The sequence below is a fragment of the Paenibacillus sp. FSL H7-0690 genome (genome assembly GCF_037980415.1).
GTDB lineage: Bacteria > Bacillota > Bacilli > Paenibacillales > Paenibacillaceae > Paenibacillus_AQ > Paenibacillus_AQ odorifer.
On record NZ_CP150281.1, the window covers coordinates 4,393,994 to 4,413,261 of the forward strand.

At 43.9% G+C, this 19,268-nt stretch carries 19 protein-coding genes; 3 read left to right on the top strand and 16 right to left on the bottom strand.

Annotated elements, in window-relative coordinates:
* The first annotated feature begins 162 nt into the window (after window positions 1-162).
* Window positions 163-1,002, top strand: coding sequence for an AraC family transcriptional regulator (locus MHI32_RS19350; protein WP_076190747.1), 840 nt, complete (start codon window positions 163-165; stop codon window positions 1,000-1,002).
* 20 nt (window positions 1,003-1,022) lie between these two features.
* Here the strand turns inward: MHI32_RS19350 and MHI32_RS19355 are convergent, their stop codons facing one another.
* From MHI32_RS19355 to MHI32_RS19365, 3 genes are all read right to left on the bottom strand, one after another.
* Window positions 1,023-1,673 carry a polysaccharide deacetylase family protein gene (locus MHI32_RS19355; RefSeq protein WP_175618995.1) on the bottom strand — a complete coding sequence of 217 codons (651 nt, stop codon included), beginning with the start codon at window positions 1,671-1,673 and terminating at the stop codon, window positions 1,023-1,025.
* A 78-nt stretch (window positions 1,674-1,751) separates the two neighbouring features.
* Window positions 1,752-2,303 (bottom strand): hypothetical protein, encoded by a 552-nt coding sequence (locus tag MHI32_RS19360; protein WP_060623267.1) that lies wholly within the window; start codon window positions 2,301-2,303, stop codon window positions 1,752-1,754.
* A 343-nt stretch (window positions 2,304-2,646) separates the two neighbouring features.
* Window positions 2,647-3,915 carry a hypothetical protein gene (locus tag MHI32_RS19365; RefSeq protein WP_076190744.1) on the bottom strand — a complete coding sequence of 423 codons (1,269 nt, stop codon included), beginning with the start codon at window positions 3,913-3,915 and terminating at the stop codon, window positions 2,647-2,649.
* A gap of 267 nt (window positions 3,916-4,182) precedes the next feature.
* Between MHI32_RS19365 and MHI32_RS19370 the strand changes: the two genes are divergently transcribed.
* Window positions 4,183-4,656: a hypothetical protein gene (locus MHI32_RS19370; protein WP_076190742.1), complete on the top strand. Its 474-nt coding sequence runs from the start codon at window positions 4,183-4,185 to the stop codon at window positions 4,654-4,656.
* A 102-nt stretch (window positions 4,657-4,758) separates the two neighbouring features.
* On the opposite strand, the gene MHI32_RS19375 is transcribed toward MHI32_RS19370, so the two are convergent.
* The 9 genes from MHI32_RS19375 to MHI32_RS19415 all read right to left on the bottom strand — a co-directional run bounded on the left by MHI32_RS19375 (window position 4,759) and on the right by MHI32_RS19415 (window position 13,867).
* Complete coding sequence (locus tag MHI32_RS19375; protein ID WP_340010578.1) at window positions 4,759-5,967, bottom strand: hypothetical protein; 1,209 nt, start codon at window positions 5,965-5,967, stop codon at window positions 4,759-4,761.
* A 34-nt stretch (window positions 5,968-6,001) separates the two neighbouring features.
* Window positions 6,002-7,396, bottom strand: coding sequence for a hypothetical protein (locus tag MHI32_RS19380; protein ID WP_076190738.1), 1,395 nt, complete (start codon window positions 7,394-7,396; stop codon window positions 6,002-6,004).
* Window positions 7,397-7,457: 61 nt separating this feature from the next.
* Window positions 7,458-8,009: a DUF4303 domain-containing protein gene (locus MHI32_RS19385; protein WP_076190736.1), complete on the bottom strand. Its 552-nt coding sequence runs from the start codon at window positions 8,007-8,009 to the stop codon at window positions 7,458-7,460.
* A 63-nt stretch (window positions 8,010-8,072) separates the two neighbouring features.
* Window positions 8,073-8,639, bottom strand: coding sequence for a hypothetical protein (locus tag MHI32_RS19390; RefSeq protein WP_076127226.1), 567 nt, complete (start codon window positions 8,637-8,639; stop codon window positions 8,073-8,075).
* Window positions 8,640-8,676: 37 nt separating this feature from the next.
* The gene (locus tag MHI32_RS19395) at window positions 8,677-9,426 is read right to left on the bottom strand and encodes a hypothetical protein (RefSeq protein WP_076190734.1); all 750 of its coding nucleotides are present in this window, start codon (window positions 9,424-9,426) and stop codon (window positions 8,677-8,679) included.
* Window positions 9,427-9,606: 180 nt separating this feature from the next.
* Window positions 9,607-10,224, bottom strand: a complete 618-nt coding sequence (locus tag MHI32_RS19400; protein ID WP_076190732.1) for a hypothetical protein — start codon at window positions 10,222-10,224, stop codon at window positions 9,607-9,609.
* A gap of 68 nt (window positions 10,225-10,292) precedes the next feature.
* The gene (locus MHI32_RS19405) at window positions 10,293-10,865 is read right to left on the bottom strand and encodes a hypothetical protein (protein WP_076190730.1); all 573 of its coding nucleotides are present in this window, start codon (window positions 10,863-10,865) and stop codon (window positions 10,293-10,295) included.
* A gap of 410 nt (window positions 10,866-11,275) precedes the next feature.
* Entirely contained in the window at window positions 11,276-13,207 is a 1,932-nt protein-coding gene (locus MHI32_RS19410; protein WP_076190728.1) for an AraC family transcriptional regulator, read from the bottom strand.
* 288 nt (window positions 13,208-13,495) lie between these two features.
* Window positions 13,496-13,867: a MerR family transcriptional regulator gene (locus MHI32_RS19415; protein WP_076190725.1), complete on the bottom strand. Its 372-nt coding sequence runs from the start codon at window positions 13,865-13,867 to the stop codon at window positions 13,496-13,498.
* 135 nt (window positions 13,868-14,002) lie between these two features.
* Here MHI32_RS19415 and MHI32_RS19420 point away from each other — a divergent pair, with 135 nt between their 5' ends.
* On the top strand, window positions 14,003-14,761 hold the full coding sequence (locus MHI32_RS19420) for an SDR family NAD(P)-dependent oxidoreductase (RefSeq protein WP_076306915.1): 759 nt from the start codon (window positions 14,003-14,005) through the stop codon (window positions 14,759-14,761).
* A gap of 137 nt (window positions 14,762-14,898) precedes the next feature.
* Here MHI32_RS19420 and hcp read toward each other — a convergent pair whose 3' ends face one another.
* The 4 genes from hcp to MHI32_RS19440 all read right to left on the bottom strand — a co-directional run bounded on the left by hcp (window position 14,899) and on the right by MHI32_RS19440 (window position 19,241).
* A complete protein-coding gene (gene hcp / locus MHI32_RS19425) occupies window positions 14,899-16,191 on the bottom strand; it encodes a hydroxylamine reductase (protein ID WP_036688774.1) in 1,293 nt (430 codons plus the stop codon).
* Window positions 16,192-16,284: 93 nt separating this feature from the next.
* Window positions 16,285-17,685, bottom strand: a complete 1,401-nt coding sequence (locus MHI32_RS19430; RefSeq protein WP_340010582.1) for an MFS transporter — start codon at window positions 17,683-17,685, stop codon at window positions 16,285-16,287.
* A gap of 188 nt (window positions 17,686-17,873) precedes the next feature.
* Entirely contained in the window at window positions 17,874-18,431 is a 558-nt protein-coding gene (locus tag MHI32_RS19435; RefSeq protein ID WP_076127240.1) for a cysteine hydrolase family protein, read from the bottom strand.
* A gap of 201 nt (window positions 18,432-18,632) precedes the next feature.
* Complete coding sequence (locus MHI32_RS19440; RefSeq protein WP_340010584.1) at window positions 18,633-19,241, bottom strand: CPBP family intramembrane glutamic endopeptidase; 609 nt, start codon at window positions 19,239-19,241, stop codon at window positions 18,633-18,635.
* Window positions 19,242-19,268: the final 27 nt, after the last annotated feature.

The following is a 19,268-nucleotide window of genomic DNA, read 5'->3' on the forward strand; positions in this document are numbered from 1 at the left end:
CTGAGCATGACAGCCCTCCTTTTTCCAACACTTGGTAATTCAATTTAAGCTTATCTCAAAAACTTTGTCCAAACAGCACGTATTTTCTTGTAAATATTAATTTTTATACATATGTTGCTACAAACCATAGATTAAGTCTACAATCCTCTTAGGAGGTGCTGAATGAAACCGGTATTTTATGAGTCTACTCTTTTTGACATCAGCCGCAAGAAACAGGTATACACCAGCATGCCTTCAAGACACTATCATGATGCATATGAGATTCTGTATTTAATATCCGGGGATTTTTATTATTTTATAGGGGACAGAACTTACCAGGTTGCGGGCGGAACACTGCTATTTATGGATATTCACGAAATGCACAAACTGGTCAATTCCGGCTGCAATATGTATGAACGGGTTACACTCCTGTTTAAAAAAGAATTCCTGCAGCATTTCTGCACCGGCAGTCAATGTGAGGAACTGCTCGAATTGTTCAAAAGTGATTACCGCGCTTTGAAGATGACCGGGATGGATCAATATTTCATCGAACAGCTTTTTCAGAAAATGATCCAGGAGGGGAAGAAGCAAGCCCGCGGATATGAACAGTACCAACAAATATTATTGGTGGAGCTGCTTCTCTATCTTAATCGTAAACTATTTGACAGCCGCGTAGCTTCATTTGTAGAATCCAATCGTACACATAAGAAAGTCCTGGACATCGTTAATTATGTAAATCAACATTATATGGAACCGCTTAAGCTCTGTGAGATTTCACGGCAATTCGAAATAAGCTCTTCCTACCTTTGCCGTACTTTTAAAGAATCCACCGGGTTCAGCTTCATTGAATATATCAATAACATCCGCATTAAAAAAGCGCGTGATTTGCTGGTTGGCTCTTCTTTTAATGTTACTGAAATTGCGGGAATGGTTGGGTTCGATAACACTTCCCACTTTGGACGAACCTTCAAATTAATAATGGGCATCTCGCCGCTCTGCTTCCGCAAACAATTTAAGTCTTAATAACAAATCACTGGAATACGTCAAGACATTTCATCAAGCCTAACAAATTGCAAGTTTCTTGCCTGTAGTTGGTTTAGCACTTCTTCTAAAGCTTGCAGCATAAAATAAGGAGCATGCCGGTCCGCGCCCGCAGTCTCTCCGCTGTCGTGAAGTAAAACAACGGAGCCATCGGTGATTCCACCTAATAAAATGGCCTGCATCCGGGTTTGACAGGCCCGGATGTTCCAGTCACTCGCCTTCAGCGACCATAGAACAATTCGATACTGCTTGTGCCGAAAGAAATCAAATAGATTGATTAATCCCCAGGGTGGACGGTAATGATTGGGTCTGATTCCGACAATAGACTCTATAATATCAGCGGAGCGTTCCAGATGTTCTCGCCTAATTGTACTGGGCAGCATCAGCCAATTAGAGGTATGGCAGTAATTATGGATGCCAATCTGATGGCCTTCCCGATCCATCCTTCTGATCAGATCTGGATACTGCTCCGCTCGCGATCCAAGCACGAAAAAAGTAGCCTTCACTTGATGTAACTTCAATAAATCCAGCAATTCCGGCGTATATTTCGGATGTGGCCCATCATCAAAAGTGAATGCCACCTGTTTTTCTACCGTTCCTTTGCGAAAAACACCAAAGCCGCTCACTCGCGTAATCAAACTTGGAATAAACATGTAAAGAGTAGCGGCACATAGTATTCCTCCTATCAGATATGTAAGTATGATTACACCTCCTTATAACAAGCATAAGACCTATCCAGAGTAGTTCTGTCCGGGTGAAAATCGATTTTTCAGTGAGGCGCGTGAATGGATCAGTAACATCGGGACCAGTTGCTCTGTTCGCCGATTGATTCTTTGTCTCCCTTCAGGATGCATGGCAGACAGCAGCAATCGAAGATAGATGGTGGTGATGCGTTCGAAAACGCCGGACTTTATATTTTGTTGTTCAAAACCAAGACCGTGCGTTAATCCCCGATGGAGCAGTGTAATCCCCAATAAAGCCTTGACCTGCCTGAACTCCGACTGCGATTCGAACGCTTCATTGATTTGCTGCATTGATTTGCGCAGCATGCGAGCCGTTTGCAGTGCGGCACGATCCGATCCTTCGGACCGGATCAACTTCAGGATTCTTTCATTGTCGAGGTGGAGTTCTCCCACCCACTCTCCCTGGTTGATGACCGTGGCGTCTTGGCATACAATAGGCTGTCCCCGGTGCTTTTTTAGCATCACGGTACATATACCAAAGCGTGACTTATGTGATCCGCGAAAATGTGAAAGCAACGCAAAAGCTTTTTCCCACATCATCCAGACGGACTGCACCGTGTTTTTACGTATTTTGAAACCCAACTTTTTCACCATCCTTAAAACGGTTATTGTCTCTCATTTCATCCATTGTACCTAACGAAACTTTCTTTTTTCCTAACGTCTACTTCTATTTGACGCTATTCACCGGAATTTCTCTGCGTGTAAATCTAAATTTTTGGCATCTAGTTAAAAAAACTTTCTGACCTAAAAAAAGGACAAAATTTAGTAGGTCTTAAATTAGACAACTTCTGCAAGAAAATCCAACTACATAAAGAAAAACCCATGTCTCTTGGACATGAGTTTCGGATGTTATCTTTTTGACTAAATCAATCTGGTTTCACTATCATTCCAAACTACCCCACTCTACCACATCTCCGCTGGTGGCCTTCACGGCATAATCACAATCCAGCTTTCCGCACAGCACATACCTCTTCTGCCCAGGATCATACACATATACGGGTGTTAATTCGAACCATCCCTTGAGCTTGTCATAAGCTTCGTCATGGCTCACAGCAATTTTCCCTTCACTCTTGAATTCATCAAACGTATCGAGCATTAGCTTGTTATCCATATAATTTATAACCTTATAATTGTTCGTATCGATGAACAGAAGGAGCTTACGCTGAAACATACGATTACTTGACACATTCTTCCTCAATGTCGCTTGAATATGTCCTCTTTCCCGATGTAAAGTCTTCAATATCCATTGTCCGGATTCTTCCGGATAGAGCTGGCTTAAACCAATTTCGACTGCGGTTATACATTGGGCTTGTTCTATGTCTGTGATTGAAAATGAATCTGGATGCGGCTCACGTGCTATTGCCTGTTCGATTGTAACCACTTCTTGCAGACGGATCTCCGTCCTTGCGAACTGTTTCGTGTCCGCTTGCTCCCACTGCATTACTTGATCAATATTCATTCGTGCTCTCGTTCCTGATATCATCTCAAATAGAATTGTGGTTGTTCCATCATTTGTAATGTAGATTTCTTCTATCCCATAGATCGGCAGGAGATGCTTCATCTCGTACACTGGATATTCTATAAGCTGTAGTTGGTTTTTAGCCAGTGGCTCTACCGCTTGAAGCGTGAGAAAATAATCCTCTTTTTGCACAAGGGAGCTGGAAGGAAACTGGCCATAGACACTATAAAAAATAATTCTACCTTCCGCATCGAAGCGTAACTCCATTCGCCCGCCGGGAGAGATGGGTATACCGTCTATACATTCAGCAAAATGATATTCTCCTCTTTCTTCCTTCACTAAGTAGAATTGTTTACCATATTCAAGCCCTACTTCAGCTTCCATCCACTGAATAACGCCGTTTAATTCAATGTTTTGGAACGGTGTTCGATTTGCATAAGATTTCCCTCCAACAAAAATAACACTTTTATAGTTATTGGATAGCAAGTCAAGCGTAATGACTGCAGTTCCTTCCGGATTATAATCTTCCTTCCATTCCTTAATGTGAGAAGGAAACCATTCCATACTAAGCAAATAGCCGGTTTCTCCCAGCATCGTAACTTCACGATAAATTTCATTTGTATGTAAATAGTAGTTGTCCAGTCCATAGGTTTGCTGTGTAGCATTAACTAGTTCTTTGATTCGGAAATCCATATCAGTGCACCCCACAAAATTGATACCTATATCATATCATTACTTAGCAATGATTATGAAGCGCAGCGAATCATATCTCCTACATATTCTACGATCTTATGTAACGGGTTTTGCTGGTGTTCAGAAAATGATCAGTAGCTTGGGGTTTAATAATGCAGAGTGTATCAATCGATTGGACAAGTCAGGAAAATTCACCCTGCTGACTCAGACCTTGCCAGAATACTAAACGTGTATAGTGAACACATATTTTAATGGAGGTATATCATCATGATTGACATCATCGACGGAAATGCGGCATTAATACATTTTTTTCCACTTCCGGCGCATCTTTATTCTAAGAATATTGCTTGTATTGTTGCTGTGGCGCATGCAGAAGAACGGGGTCCAAATTTAACAGGCCTCATAAATGCTCTATACTCGAAGGGATATACAGATCTTGAACATCTATTAGATTCCACATGGAAAAAACTATACCAAGTTCCGAGGTTGGGCCAGCAAAGACTGGTGCTTCTACTTAGTTTACTAGAACGAATTTCTGCAGATCCCAAGACTATAGAAACCTATACAACTGTCCCTCATGTTACCATCCACAGTAAAAAGGAAATGAAAGAATTAACTTTAAAGAGGATCATTAAGAAGTATAACGAAACATCTGTAGAGGTATTAACTGAAGACACCGAAAAAGAAGCTCGTTTAAAGAAAATTAAAGATAGACTCCGAGAAATGGGGATGATCGTATAACAAAACCCCGTCAGTATAGTGAAGTGCACCCCTTAGAATAGACATTGGACAAACCTCTGGGTCATTCCGATTTCTATTCTAGGGGTGTGACTTTCAATTCATTTAGTAATCGCGTGCTGCATCGAACCAGTGTTGAGCCATCTCCTCTGTGATAGGCTGGCCAATCAGGTGGTCAGACTGGCTAAGTTGCCATACTGCTTCACCAAGGTCTTCTCGTTCGGTGGTTTCGATGCCCTTAAGATTGTTGAAGCGTACGGTGAAAGCGGTAATGGCGGCCTCGGCTTCAGCAAAGCTACGGGCTTCGGACAAGGTTACCTGTGCAACGTTGTAAGCTTCATTAGCCAGCTTGGCTAGACGTTTAGCCCAGGAGGAGAATGGGCGGCCAAACTCGGTCGTCCACCACTCTGGCTTTCGTAATTGGCTCACTGAAGCATGGTCGGTCCAAGGACGGGTTTCAGCGCGAGTTTTCATTTGCTTTTTTAGACGCTTGCCAGCGCTTTCTTCGACATTGTAGGCGATGAATCTGTCAAGCAACGGCCACGCGTTCAAGGTCGGCAAGTCCCCCAGATCAGGCATGAAGCGCAGCTCCAGATTCGTTAACTGGGTATGATGAGCTAATAAATTCAGGTCGCAGAAGTTTCCCCACAAACTCAGTGAGTTAAGGTTTGGGTACCGGTTTAGACACTCTAGCGAGATGGGCTGTCCCAGCGGTGCGTTATGTAGCGTCAAGCTCGTTACCTGGTGCAGCTCCCCCATATCGGGCAGCAAAAAAGGGGGATCATTCTTACGTCGGCCGGTGCGCGGTGCTAGTGTAAGAGAAGATGGCATATCACCTGTGGCCGAGAAGCGTGATAGATCGCCGGACACACTCAGGCGGAAAGGCTGCTTCGGAAGTATTAGGCTAAGGGACCTCCCGGATGCTTCCAACTCGACATGCAAGCCATGCAAATTGGACTGACTGGCGTCCGCCACCGTGTCCGCAGATAGGATCGGAGTCCATGTCATCTCTTCAATGGGACGTTTCTGTGCCCAGTCAAAGAAGCCTGAATCACTGCCTGTATAATGCAGAAATCGCGGCCAGGGAGAGCCAGCCGGTGTGGCAAAGACATCGAATACGGTCCAATCGATAGGCGCATCAGACGCGACATGAAGGTCAACCTTTTTCCCCAATTGCGACGGACCCATGGATAGACTGCCCACACCGGGCTTAAGGACAAGAGTATGACTACGTGGACCTGTCAGGTTGATAGGATAACTACCAACTTCTCTAACAGAACCAGCTGAAGGACCAGCTTGGCTATCATTTGGCATTTCTATCATCCTTTCCTCTAATGCATATCAAGATCTAACTATTCACACCTGACTCTATCTTCTCTGTAATAAATTGTTTGAATCTTGTAAAATACCGCTCTGATGCTTCCCAGCGCCTAAGATCCAAATAGGACATGTCCTGCTTGCCATATTGATCGGGCGGCTGATAATGCCGGGAAACATAAGTTCCATTGTCCACTGTATAAAAATAATACGCTTCATCTGGAGTCCTGATTTCAATCCGACCATGTAGAAGGTCTCCGTCCTCGTCTGTATGCGTTTGACGGAAGCTGTAACATTTAGAGCCGTCCCAGAACCCGCCATTCTCCTCCACTTCCGAATATAATTCCTGAATTACAGTGTGTTGCAAAATGTCTTGCACATACTGTACCTCAATGTTTCGTAAATAAAGCTCAGCCATATTAACGCAGGTCAGCAACATCGTCCAGCAATCGCTAATCTCTGCTAGTTGTTCCTGAGACTCTTCTGTAATGTCCTCCCACTCAGACCCTTCTTCTATGGTTCTCTTCAACAAACCGACAGAATGATCTTGCTCCAGCCAAATATAATAGTGATGCCGGTTATCATTCATATAAACGCTAAGATCCCGCTCATCCCCGTCAGCATCAATATGCTCCAGTTGAACTTTGAAAAAAACGTCTTGCTCCCGAAAATTAAAAGAAGGCTTGTCACTTGGCATTAAAATACACTGCGTCAACTTCAATATATTTTCTTCATTGATTGTGTTATGGGTGAAATATAAATGAACAGCTTTCTTGCTAGCGGGGGATTCCTTTATTTTTTTTAGAGCAGAACGGCCTTCTTTAATTACGTTCACCAGTGTGCCAAAGGAAAAGTCCTCCTCATCCTCTTCCATATCCAAAAAAACTTCATCAATCAACACTTCATGAATGTCTACCGGAAGCTCCTGAAATACGCCGTCCCCCTCCCACACATTTACTAAGCAGGCGATCGATTTATGTCCGTCCACTTTGAAACTGTACTCGTCATCCTGAACCAAAACCGCAGCGCTGAGATCACCTTTAACAATCGTTTCCCCATGATTGTAGGAGCCGCATAATATTTCCTCAATCATCAGGTTGCCCGAAACATAAATTTCCTGACCGCCTACAGCTATATTTTTCGCACTCATATTACCGGTCACCAAAAGCCCTATGGCACCATCCGTTTCTTTATTATAAAGATTGTCTACAGTAAAATTTCCTTCTATAAAAATGATGATTACCTCTTTTTGTTGCGGGAAAGGTTGCTCCCAATCTAGATTAAGAGAAGGCAGCGTCAAATCCCCTTCATAGTAAGCGGCAAGTTGCTCGTCACTAAAATCTTGGTAAAACTTCGCCCACCAAGATCCTTCGGGAAATTTATCTGCTAGTTGGCTAATAGGAATGAATCTGAAAAGATTGCTCATAAATTATTTTCCTCTCATTTTAAATCCGAATATAGTAGACGATTTCCGAAAGCGGAGGCTTCTACTCCGCCGCTTCCGCCAACCATACTTGCATAGCTGGAGATTCTGCCCGATTCAAACGGAGGGCGATTTCAGTATTGATCTCATCCGGAGGCATGACTTCGACAAGGACGCATACTGACTCTCGCAGTTGATTCAAGGCAAACACACCTTCATCATCGAGTATTTTCATCGCCAGCTCCATGGCCTTCAGCCTCAAATCAAACTCGCGATTCACTTCGTCATTCTCAAGATCAGCTATGAAAGAACGCTCGGTAAATCGCTGTTTAACATTATCAAAGTTCTCATCGCCGAAACAACAATAGGGCGAATCCGCATAAGACCATTTGATAAGTTCCGCAATCGTCGATGCCGGTGTGTCACTTTCGACGCCTTGCCTGGCTGCTTCTACCTCCAAAGCTTCCCACGACCAGGCGGAGATACTTGGCGCATGTCCCTCACCAGTAGTGTAAAGGGTACAGTAATAGTAACATTCGCCATTTTCAAAAAGAGCGCGAAAAGACGTTCTAGCAGCATCGGCGATCTCTATCGCCAGCCTCTCTATTTCTTGCATCGGCTTCCTCCTTTCCGTTAGTGGATCCGTTCAGGCAGGATGTCTTCTATTTGCTCCAGCCTTCTAGAAATGATATGGCGGTGCTTTTTCTACTACAAGGTTATCAGGATGAACATCAGTTGGCTCATAGTCATTCATACGGAGAAGGATATACTCAATCTCTTCTAATGGCATCTGCAATTTCTGGCTGACTTCATAAAGATCCATGTCTTGCGAAAGTAGGTCCCGTGCTTGATTTAACTTTCCATTTAGCCAATTGTTTTCGAGCATCCATTTTTTCACTAGGTCCAGTAGTTGATTTTGGTTTTCCTTAACTGCATGCTTATTATATTTAGCAACTGACTCTGACAAATAGTTAAAAAGGTGAATACCTAATCCCTCACGTTGCTCATGCTTGGACATCCGTTGGTACTGTTCATAACTTATGCTGATATCTAATTCGAGGGTATGATCCCTGCTATCAAACCGTCTGGATGTTTTTCGACCATAACCTTCAGGTAAAACACGCAACACAAAAAAGATATCATAGGGAAACTCCCATGTATTTGCTAATTCCTCTAAGGGCAGCAGTTCATCTCTCAATTGACCCACACACGTTCCATGTGTATCCAAAGTAAAAACTAGTTTCATGCATACCTCCCTCTCCCAGACTTATGGAGCCCCCAGATTAGCTGTTATTTTCTGAAATCGCTTCGCAGCCTTTCGACAAGAGCCACTGCTCCATTACGGCAAACGCCTGCCCCATATCCTGTTCATAGAAGATGGCCACCTCTTGCTGGTAGGCATAATTCAACCGTACATAGCCTCCCAGCTGCCGGTAGAACAGGAAACAAACATAGGCATTCTCAATAAACAAATCCGGCGGAAATTCATGTTGGCACAATCCAGCCAGTTCGGGTAGCGTAAGCTGGTCCTGCCCTTGTGGCAAACGCAAAAAGCGATGGCTGCGAGTGCCCGTCCACGGTTCATAATAGACGCTCTCCCCTTGACTGATTCCATACACCTGACGATAAATTTCGTCCAGCACCAAGGCGTACAACCCTTCGTCTTCCTGCTCCCCTGCTTGCAGGGAAATCGCCTTTACGTGCTCCGCATGCCGAGGTAGCCAAAGCAGCCCAGCTGTCTGGGGATGTATTGCCAGAAAATCTCCGTCCACCGTTGTACCTATAACGATACACTCACCGATCTGTTGCTCAGTAATGGGGCTATTCTCGTCATGCTCCCATAATCCGTACTCTGCAAAAGGTTTAAGCACCTCCGCATCCGGAAACTGAACATTCAGCCACCCTCTGTAAGTCCCTTCGCCGAATCGCCGCAAAAAACGGAGGTAGCCCGGTGGATAAACAGTGGCGTCTTCCTTTGCAAGTGCTTGGTTTTGACCATCAGACAGCGGTTTTGGCCGAGATACGATGTACATAAATACTCCTCCTGCTGCCCCCAACATGCAACTCTTCCAGATAGAGAATTCTTTAAAATATTGCAGGTTGAGCAGCTTTTTTATCCAAGATAATACTGAAATTTTAGAGAGTGCAACATATCAATCCCCAATTTTTGAATTCTCCAGCTTGGCCAATGCCTCGGTGTAATTTGCCCTGGACTATTTGCCACCCATCACAAGCCCATATTTATTGAAAATCCACGATTTGCTCAAATCGTGAATCGCACCATGGCTTATACGCACAGAAGGCTTTTGCTCCTTCATAGCATCTGCATCATGCGCCGAGAAGCGAAGCGGCTTTGTCATTTTTTTAATAGCACCCGTTATTTCATCGAAAAACGTATATGTTAACGGCTTATGATCCCGAATATCCTCATAGATATAATACTTCCCTTTTTCATCTTCCAAATCTATTTGAAAGCCTTTAGGAAATGATAGCAAGATACACGGCAGTTCATCCTCTGCCCATTGTCCGTAATATGGAAAATAGACACTCTCATTTCTCGCGAAAAATCCGGAGCTTTCATTATCAGACGTAACAGAAATGGAATAAACAAAGAAAGGGGGACCCTCATTCCTTTTTTTCTCTGCCGTAAAATAATGATAAAAGGTCTGATATGCTTCATACACCTGTTTCAGATCATGCTCTGTCTGGGCATAATTGGTTAGATGAAATTGCGCTTGCTTATGTTCAAAACGCTTCAAAACGCCTTCAAACTCTTCCGGCCTGATGAAGAATCTAAGTTTATAAAATCCGCTGTTCTTTAATTTATCCATTTCTTTTCGCTCACCGCCATGTATTAAAATGTCATCTCAGAGGTCCTTAGCCATTTACTCGTGTATTTTCAAAATTCATATTTCACAAATCGATTTTTGAGAGCTTCTTCGTACGGGATCCACTCCCAGTCACTCCATAAAGACATGCTTACGATTTCTGACAGCTTATCTACGGCTTGTCCCGGACTCGTAATGCCAATGAAGCCGTCAAAATCCTCATTACGGATATCCAACGCTTTTCGCAAGTAATCATCATTGAGACGCTCTTCCCGGAGTAGTTCATATTCATCCCTCGTCCACTGCTCACAAAAGATCTTTTCGGCTTGAATGTCTCCATTCTCGAACAACGACAACTCGAATATCTCCTCATTCATATATCCGGCGGTCATCACTGGCTCCCCGGTAAGCTGGGACAACGTTTTACCGGCCTTCTTCACCGTACCCCATACAAAATAATCGTGGAGCACGCTGATCCAGTTTTCGTTGCTTTTGCTTACATACATTACAACCTTGTTCTCTGGAGCTTCATGATTTTTCTTGCCTAATACTTTGGCATGCCCTTCGCTTAGCTCTCTTAATGCTTCGACAGTCTTCTCAAGGTTGTTCGACTTGATATGCAAATTTGCGAATGATCTTCCCACGAAATGGCCTCCTCTAATCGCTTTTTTAATCAGCCGGATTCTTATTTATATCCTATTGATCGGGTCTATGAATGTCTCATATTTCCATTATAGTGATCGCTTGTCCTGAGTCTACCTACTTTTCACCTGGATTTTAGAAATAACCTTTGCACAAAAAGAATTATAAACTTGACCGTTCAGCACAATCTCTAGTCCCTTCCCCACTCCGCTCTTAAAAAAAGGAGGGTATCCCTCTGCCATTTTATGACGTTTAGGACACCCTCTGTCGAGCTATTCCGCACCCCCACAACACTCTTCATCTTTCCAAAACAAAATTTTTTCGTCGTCACTTATGGTAAGGATCAGCGCGCTGGCTGTAACGGCAAGTTCTGATTTTATATTACCGTTCGATCAATCCTTACTCTAGGCAGTTACCGACTCGCTGCCTCGATGATCCAGTCGGTCAAATCGTTGATTTGTCTTTTCACGGCGATTGGGTCGCGGTACCAGGATTGGTTCTCCGTCCATAAAAATACCCGATTGTTGCGAATCGGCTCTAGCGACCCCCAGATTGGATCAGCCTGCAGCGATTCCAAGCTGGCTTCCGTCGTCAGAATCAAATAATCACCCATGTACTCCGAAAGTTTCTCCAGCGAAAATTCATAGTAGGATTCCTTCAGCATAAATTCTGGAACCGTCGTCGGCGGCTTCAGCCCCATTATTTCATACATCAGCCGGCCGCCTCGTCCCGATTTCGGACCAAAAAGGCTCACGTTTCCATCGTACTCTTGCATAATCGAAAGCGTCTCTCCTTCGGGAACGGCTTGTTGGACTTTCTCCCGAATGTCTGCAATGTCCTTCTCGAATTGTTCGTTCCATTTCTCCGCTTCCTCACGTCTATCCAGCAACTCGCCAAAATACAGCATTTCTTCCTGAATGGATACAAACTGATTGTAAGGAACCGATACCGTAGGTGCGATCATCTGATATTTCTCGACTACCTCAGGCTGTGGATTATGCGTTATGATTAAATCCGGATTGAGTTCCAGCAGCTTCTCTAACGAGTCGCCTACATCCGTCACGACGTCCAGCATTCCCTCGAGATAAGGACTCGACATCAAGAACGATTCGGCTGCGATCGGCTGGACTTCCAGAGCAAGTACGGTGCCGAGATAAGAAATTGCCGCTACGCGCTGAGGGTGTGCAGGAACTGCGACATCGCCGAAAGCGGTCTTGACTACCTTGATCTCAGAAGATGCCAAAACCTCTGACTCTTGAGTGATCATGGTTGGAGAAGCGCTGACGGCAACCTGGCTGTTCGTTGCACCTCCGTTGTTCACCGACCCACCACAAGCTGTTAACATCACGGTCAAACATAACAGCATCACTGCATAAAAACTTCGGGTTGCTCTAGTCATTTTATTCGCCCCATCCTGTTGAAATTGATAATCAATATCACTCACATAAAAAGGATAGCTTAATGACCGGCTTAGAACAACGGACGATTGTGACCTATTCCTTGCATGATCTGAAACGAACTGGCCGTATCGTTTACGATATTGACCTGGCGTCATGCCGGCATGCTTTTTGAACATGCGGCTGAAATAAATGAGGTCCGGATAACCGACATGTGATGCTATTTCCTGTTGTGTTGCTATCGTACCGGCCAGCAGAGCCTTCGCATCTTCCATTCGGAAACGAATGACGTAGTCCAGCGGACTGAGCCCTGTCTGTTCTTTAAATTTTCGCGATATATATTGTTGGCTGTAATTCAATTGCCGAGCAAGCTCCTCAAACGAGATCGGCTGGCGATAATTCCTGGACAAATGTCGAATAACTTGCTCCGATAAAGATGGCTCGCCGGCTCCGAACAGACGCTCCCTCAGGACAGCGTGAACGAAGCGGATAAAGTCTCCCTTGGCCGACAGCCGGGTTAATCCGTCGTCAGATTTAAGCCAACCGTCGCGTATCGTTTGAAGCAGCTCAAGCATGGCCAGCGGTTCGCCAGGCGGGAACCCCCAGCTTTCCAGAAACGGGTCGGATTCCTCCATCATCATATGAAATTCGCGCGAGGCCGAAGCGGGGAGAAACGCTTTGTAGAGTACGATATATACATTCAGCGCTTCTCGGCTCCGAACCGTCACCAGAGAGCCTTTGCCGGCGTGCAGTACATGGAAACGATCGCACAGCCATACCTCATCGTCAACCCACAACTCGCCTTGTCCTTGAAAAGCGAATAAAAATGCGCTTGCCGGCAAACGGTATTGATTCAAATCGTTGTCGATTCCGGCCTGCTTTAGCCGTACGTCCAGTACACTCATAATCACCTGGTTCCATATTTGTATAAGTTTCAGAACATCCATAACTGATTCGCAAACTCCCTTTAAATTCTCAAGAGATAATCATTCTCAATTGAATCATGTTTCTAAACACAATAACGAATACGTCTAGCGCTGTCAATAAAGTGTTGCCGAATGAGACGAGGATGCGAATAGCGAGGCATACGGCTATTTTGCCGGAGTCTAGCCCAAAAGCAAAAGACGCTGATCCGCAAACATACGTGCGGAACTAGCGTCTATCAATGAATCGTGAGGGCCCTTTTTTTGATCTCACAATTATCGTAATCATTGGCATACTTTTATGTCGCCTGCTTAGTAAATGCCTGTCTCTTTCGCAAGGGAATTTTTGTAGGCTGCAATTTTGTCTTTCAACATCTTCTCTGTGGCTGTTAAGTTTCTGATTTGGCTCTGTATAGAGTTACTATGATTCTCAAGAAGGTTCAAGCGGGCTTGGGCCGTATGCTCTCCTTCTAAATATAACTGCGCATATTCTCTAATTTGTGAGATCGGCATTTGGGTTTGTTTCAACCTCATCACAAATCGCAGCCAAGCAAGATTGGAGTCATCATATAATCTTTCTCCATTCGCATTCCGCATCGGAGCAATAATTTTTTCCTTTTCATAATATCTCAGTGTATATGCGGTAATCCCTAGTAATTTGGCTACATCGCTGATCGTATACATACAAGCCCCCGAATCTATGTTGATTTTAAGAGTCCCCATAATTATAAAAAATATTTGACTTAGAGTAAACTCTAAGCTTTATGATTACATCGTTGTTGAAATACTAAATATTCTTGTAAAAACGGAGGAATTCACATGAAATATACTGTAATTACAGGCGCCAGTTCAGGTATAGGTTATGAAACCGCTCTAGCCTTTGCGGCTCGCGGTAAAAACTTAATTGTTACAGCCCGCAGAAGGGAGCAACTGGAGGAGCTAAAATCTGAAATCAATCATAACTCCCCCGATGTAGATGTCGTTATTCGAGTAACTGACTTATCCGTTTCTAGTAATGCTTATAAGCTTTATGAGGATCTACAAGGGTTCGAAATCGAAACTTGGATCAATAATGCGGGGTTTGGAAATTTCGCTTCAGTGGCCAAGCAAGATTTAGATAAAATTTCTGCAATGCTGCATCTGAACATTGAATCGTTGACGATCCTTTCCTCTCTATTCGTTCGTGATTATTCCAATGTTGAAGGAACACAATTAATCAACGTTTCATCTGGTGGCGGCTATACGATTGTGGGAAATGCCATTACGTACTGTGCGACTAAGTTCTATGTGAGTGCCTTTACTGAAGGACTCTCTCATGAGTTGAAGAGTCAAGGTGCACTTATGCAGGCTAAAGTGCTAGCACCTGCCGCAACAGAAACAGAATTCGCGAAGCTTTCTTTCGATATCCCCGAATTCGAATATCATGGGACTGTGCCGAAATATCATACCGCGAAGGAAATGGCTGGATTCATGCTTGACCTGTATGATAACGATCATGTTGTGGGGATTGTTAATGGTTTGACGTACGAGTTCGAGTTGAGAGATACCCTCTATAATTATGTGGCGAGCACGCGATAAGCTCATCTTGTAATGGCAAGTTAAGAAGCATTACCATCCATTACGGATCGCTATGCTTCGACAATGATGTATCACCTAAATCCCCTATCAAAAAAAGGCTGCCAATCCCTTATGGGCGGCAACCTTTGATTTTTACTCTACGACAACGCCAACATCGCGTTCATATCTTCTTCAGCAGTAGTAATTAGCTTCAATCCAAAAAGCTCTACCAGAACATCCAGTACACCTGGTGAAATGAACTCGGGTGGCTTTGGTCCGATGCGAATGTCCTGAATGCCGAGACTGAACAAGCCTAGCAGAATGGCTACTGCTTTTTGCTCAAACCAAGACAGCACGATGCTGACAGGCAGCTCGTTCACCGTACACTCAAATGCCTCAGCCAGAGCCATGGCAATCTTCACTGTAGAACCGGAATTATTACATTGCCCAAGGTCAATGTAACGCGGAATACCGGTGTCTCCAACGGTGCCATAATCTACGTCATTAAAGCGGAACTTTCCGCAAGAAGTCGTTAAAATGACAGTATCGTTCGGTAAGGAAGTCGCCAACTCACGGTAGTAATTCCCGCCAGTACCTGGCGCATCACAGCCAGCAATGACGAAAAACCGGCGGATATGCCCGTCTTTGACAGCTTGAATGATCTCTGGTGCTAACCCGATTACAGTTTCATGATGATATCCGGTCGTAAGTACCAGATCTGACTCTACATCAGCCGCAGGTAGGGACAACGCACGATTAATTAATGGGGAGAAATCGTCGCCCGTTATTTTCTCTACACCTTCCAGCCCCGCTACTTCATATGAGAAAAAGCGGTCTGCATACGTGCCTTTAATCGGCATTACACAGTTTGTGGTAGCAAGAATTGCACCGGGAAACTGCTCGAACAATCTACGCTGATCATACCATGCTTTGCCGATGTTGCCTTTCAGATGCTTATACTTTTTGAGTGCAGGATATCCATGCGCAGGCAGCATTTCTGAGTGGGTATAAATGTTGATGCCTTTCCCCTCTGTCTGCCGCAGTAATTCCTCCAGCGCATATAAATTATGTCCTGTTACAACAATACATTGACCTTCAATTTTGTTCTGACTGACTGTGATCGGTTGCGGAATGCCAAAGCGGTCCGTATGCGCACGATCCAGTACATCCATGATGCGAACCGCCGCATCCCCGACCTTCATCGCCATCTCCAAATGTTCCTGTGTATTAAAGTTGGAATTGGTCAACGTCATATACAAAGCTTCGTGGGTGATACGATCCACCTCGGGATCGCTATATCCTAGCTGCCGGGCATGTGTCGCATACGCTGCAATTCCTTTTAATGCAAAAATCATCGTATCCTGCAAACTCGCAATGGTTTCATTTTTGCCACATACCCCTACAACGGTGCATCCGCCATTCGGTGTCTGTTCACATTGGTAACAAAACATATCGTTATCCTCCATATCTAGATAATCATTCGTTACTTCCAACGTAACAGAACACCAAAGCTTGAGTTGTGATTACACACACATTTTTTTAGATCAAGCAGATTTAAATATCCTTCTATTTATAACAACCATTAATACAATAACGCTTAAACAAATGAAAATATTAATCTCAAAAACCAATTTGAACGCCTGCAACTGACTCCCTTGTCCTGTCTCTCCACTCATCACACCAAGTCCAAGTGCTGAGCCAAAGACCATACCCGCATTTCTTGTTAAAGCAATTAATCCGCCAATCGAACCCACGTGTTCCCGAGGTGTCTGCTGCATAATGAAGCTATTATTAGGAGAGGCAATGAGCCCCATACCAAGGCCAATAAGAGATAGAATCGCCGCGATTCCATAAATCGGTATATGATCTAAATACACCAGTAACAAGATAAACCCGCTTCCCATGCAGCTCAGTCCCATAAGCATCAGACGATTAGAGCCATAACGGTCGGAGCAGTAGCCTGCGAGAGGGCCTGCAAACGCCAAGGCAATGGGATAAGCCGCCATAATATATCCTGTCGTAGATGACGAGAACGGAGCCGACACCCCCATCAAATAAAATGGAATGAGGACAAGCAATGTGTTAGATAAAATAAAAGAGGCACAGCTAACGATCAAGCCTCCCGCTACAGTTGGAATTTTCAATGCTTGTAAGGGTAGAAAAGGAGTCTTTTGCTTCCGCTCCCAGAATAGAAAAGTAATCAACAACAAGGAAACCCCCACCAAACTTGTCATTGTCCACACGGACACCCAGCCCCATTTGCTCCCATTTGTTATTACGAGAAGGACCAAGGTGATGAATGCCATAAACAAGCTGGCCCCCACGAAGCTGATAGCACCCGGCTTGCGCTCTTGCACACGGTTCGGGATGTACCGATATGCCATAATTGTAGCCACAATCGCCACAGGAACATGGATTAAAAATAACCATTTCCAGCTCAGCCACTCTGCAATCAAACCTCCCGCTATAGGTCCCGTCATCCCGCCCAGCGCGACAGCTGTACTTAAAATTCCGAGTGCACGACCTCTTTGCTCTTTCGGCATATGAATGGTGATGAGTGCAATATTAGTTGCTTGGAACATCGCAGCTCCTACTCCCTGTACAACTCTGAGCGTTAGCAATATTGGCAGATTAGGTGAAAAAGCGACCAGGATAGAACCCACAGTAAAAATCACAAATCCAAGATTGTGAATCCGGCGAAAACCATAACGGTCTCCCAGTTTCCCCATAATAGGAAGAAGAGCCGTAATCACTAGCAGATAACCTGTTGTGATCCATAATCCCTTCCCAAGCTCTGTCTGAAAATAATTCACAATAAAAGGAAGCGACACATTCACAATTCCAGCCGTAAAATGGGAAATAAACGCCCCCATACAAATAGCCGCCATCATTCCCAGCCGCTGCCCGTGTGTGCTTTTAAACTCTATATCTTTTGCTGCCATCATGTTGATCCCGTCCCTACTCATATTGTTTAAGAATTACTAACAATTATAAGTAGATCCCTTGCAAGAACAATCCCATAAAGATGGGATGGGAATGGTTTAGGCGAATATGTCTATCAGTATAGGTGACGAAAATCAGAGATAATGCAAAACAGCAAAAAGCGGCACATTTAAGTGCCGCCACTGAATTATTATCTATAAGAGTCATGCGTTGGGCGAAACAAATCTTCTTCGGAACTTCTGACCATAGAAAAATGTTCGACATTGTAGTGCCCATGTAATGTTTTATTGTGATGCTTGATGATTTGTTCTGCACTTAAAACATCATTGTCCGTTGTAGAATGACCATCTCCGACCAATGTAACATCCATGCCGCTAACCGTAGCCGTCCGAACCGCAGTATCGATGCAGTGTTGAGTTTTACATCCCATAATCACCACATGCTCAATTTGCTGATCTTTCAGATATTGTAGCAGCTCAGTTCCGTGAAAAGAATTCGTTGCCAGCTTATCAAAGATTTTGGCATTTGCAGACCTGTTGATTTCATTGTGAACTTGAAAGCCTGTACCTGTTCCTTCAGCGACATCTAGATCCCTAACGAACACAACTTCGACATCGGCTTCTTTTGCTTGTTCAATCACTTTATTAATATTCCGGATAAGCTGCTCTTTATTGAATACTGCACTTTCCTTTTCGTTTCCATCCATTAATTCTTGTTGTGCATCGATGATTAATAATACCTGATTCAAATGATTTTCCCCTTTCGAATGGTGGGGAAACGTCAACAAGCTTGATCAGTTAAACGTTATCCCCATATCATTTTGCAAGCTGACATTGTTTTTCATAATATCTACCTCCCAATAAAAATGGTATATAAACTTTAATCTTATAATTTAAGACTTTTTTAGTTTACCATATTTTTAAAATGTACTCTCTAAAAACTTTGATTGCTACATCCATTGATACATCATAAAAATGGTGGAAATCAGATTAGTCAGCCCGTGCAGAACCCAACCTGGAAAGATCGAACCGCCGGATAATTTCTCATCCAACATTCCGATGCTCCAACCCACAAAACCTGTAAGAATCATTACAACAGCAGAATTCAATAATCCGGAACTGCTGTATAACAGCACAGCATGTACGACACCAAATAATAAAGCTTGAGCACAGTTTCCAATTCCGAATCCGAATTTCGAACTTAACCGTTTACCAATGAAGCCGCGGAACAGAATCTCTTCGGACAAGCTAGTCTGCAACCAAGAATAAATCAATGCCGGAATCAAACCTTTAAGACCTGTACCATAAAACTGTGAGCTGGCCAAAGTATTCTTATCCAGCATATAGATTGCTGTAAGCATTCCCAGGCTGGTGAATATAGTCATGGTAAGTATAAACCATAGTATGAACTGCTTCCTAGAAAGCAATTGGGGTTTCTTCCAGCCAATCCACATGGCAAAGGATGAAGTTGTTCTGCTTGTAAAAAACCAGTATGTATAGGGAATGATGCTGAATAAGATGAGCTGAAGGACTGCACTGATGAGCAATGACAATGTCAACGGAATACCCTCCCTTTAATAAGAACA

Coding starts and splice junctions, on each gene's coding strand:
- MHI32_RS19350 (WP_076190747.1), top strand. CDS start 163: ATGAAACCGGTATTTTATGAGTCTACTCTTTTTGACATCAGCCGCAAG.
- MHI32_RS19355 (WP_175618995.1), bottom strand. CDS start 1,673: ATGTTTATTCCAAGTTTGATTACGCGAGTGAGCGGCTTTGGTGTTTTT.
- MHI32_RS19360 (WP_060623267.1), bottom strand. CDS start 2,303: ATGATGTGGGAAAAAGCTTTTGCGTTGCTTTCACATTTTCGCGGATCA.
- MHI32_RS19365 (WP_076190744.1), bottom strand. CDS start 3,915: ATGGATTTCCGAATCAAAGAACTAGTTAATGCTACACAGCAAACCTAT.
- MHI32_RS19370 (WP_076190742.1), top strand. CDS start 4,183: ATGATTGACATCATCGACGGAAATGCGGCATTAATACATTTTTTTCCA.
- MHI32_RS19375 (WP_340010578.1), bottom strand. CDS start 5,967: ATGCCAAATGATAGCCAAGCTGGTCCTTCAGCTGGTTCTGTTAGAGAA.
- MHI32_RS19380 (WP_076190738.1), bottom strand. CDS start 7,396: ATGAGCAATCTTTTCAGATTCATTCCTATTAGCCAACTAGCAGATAAA.
- MHI32_RS19385 (WP_076190736.1), bottom strand. CDS start 8,009: ATGCAAGAAATAGAGAGGCTGGCGATAGAGATCGCCGATGCTGCTAGA.
- MHI32_RS19390 (WP_076127226.1), bottom strand. CDS start 8,639: ATGAAACTAGTTTTTACTTTGGATACACATGGAACGTGTGTGGGTCAA.
- MHI32_RS19395 (WP_076190734.1), bottom strand. CDS start 9,426: ATGTACATCGTATCTCGGCCAAAACCGCTGTCTGATGGTCAAAACCAA.
- MHI32_RS19400 (WP_076190732.1), bottom strand. CDS start 10,224: ATGGATAAATTAAAGAACAGCGGATTTTATAAACTTAGATTCTTCATC.
- MHI32_RS19410 (WP_076190728.1), bottom strand. CDS start 13,207: ATGGATGTTCTGAAACTTATACAAATATGGAACCAGGTGATTATGAGT.
- MHI32_RS19415 (WP_076190725.1), bottom strand. CDS start 13,867: ATGTATACGATCAGCGATGTAGCCAAATTACTAGGGATTACCGCATAT.
- MHI32_RS19420 (WP_076306915.1), top strand. CDS start 14,003: ATGAAATATACTGTAATTACAGGCGCCAGTTCAGGTATAGGTTATGAA.
- hcp (WP_036688774.1), bottom strand. CDS start 16,191: ATGTTTTGTTACCAATGTGAACAGACACCGAATGGCGGATGCACCGTT.
- MHI32_RS19430 (WP_340010582.1), bottom strand. CDS start 17,685: ATGATGGCAGCAAAAGATATAGAGTTTAAAAGCACACACGGGCAGCGG.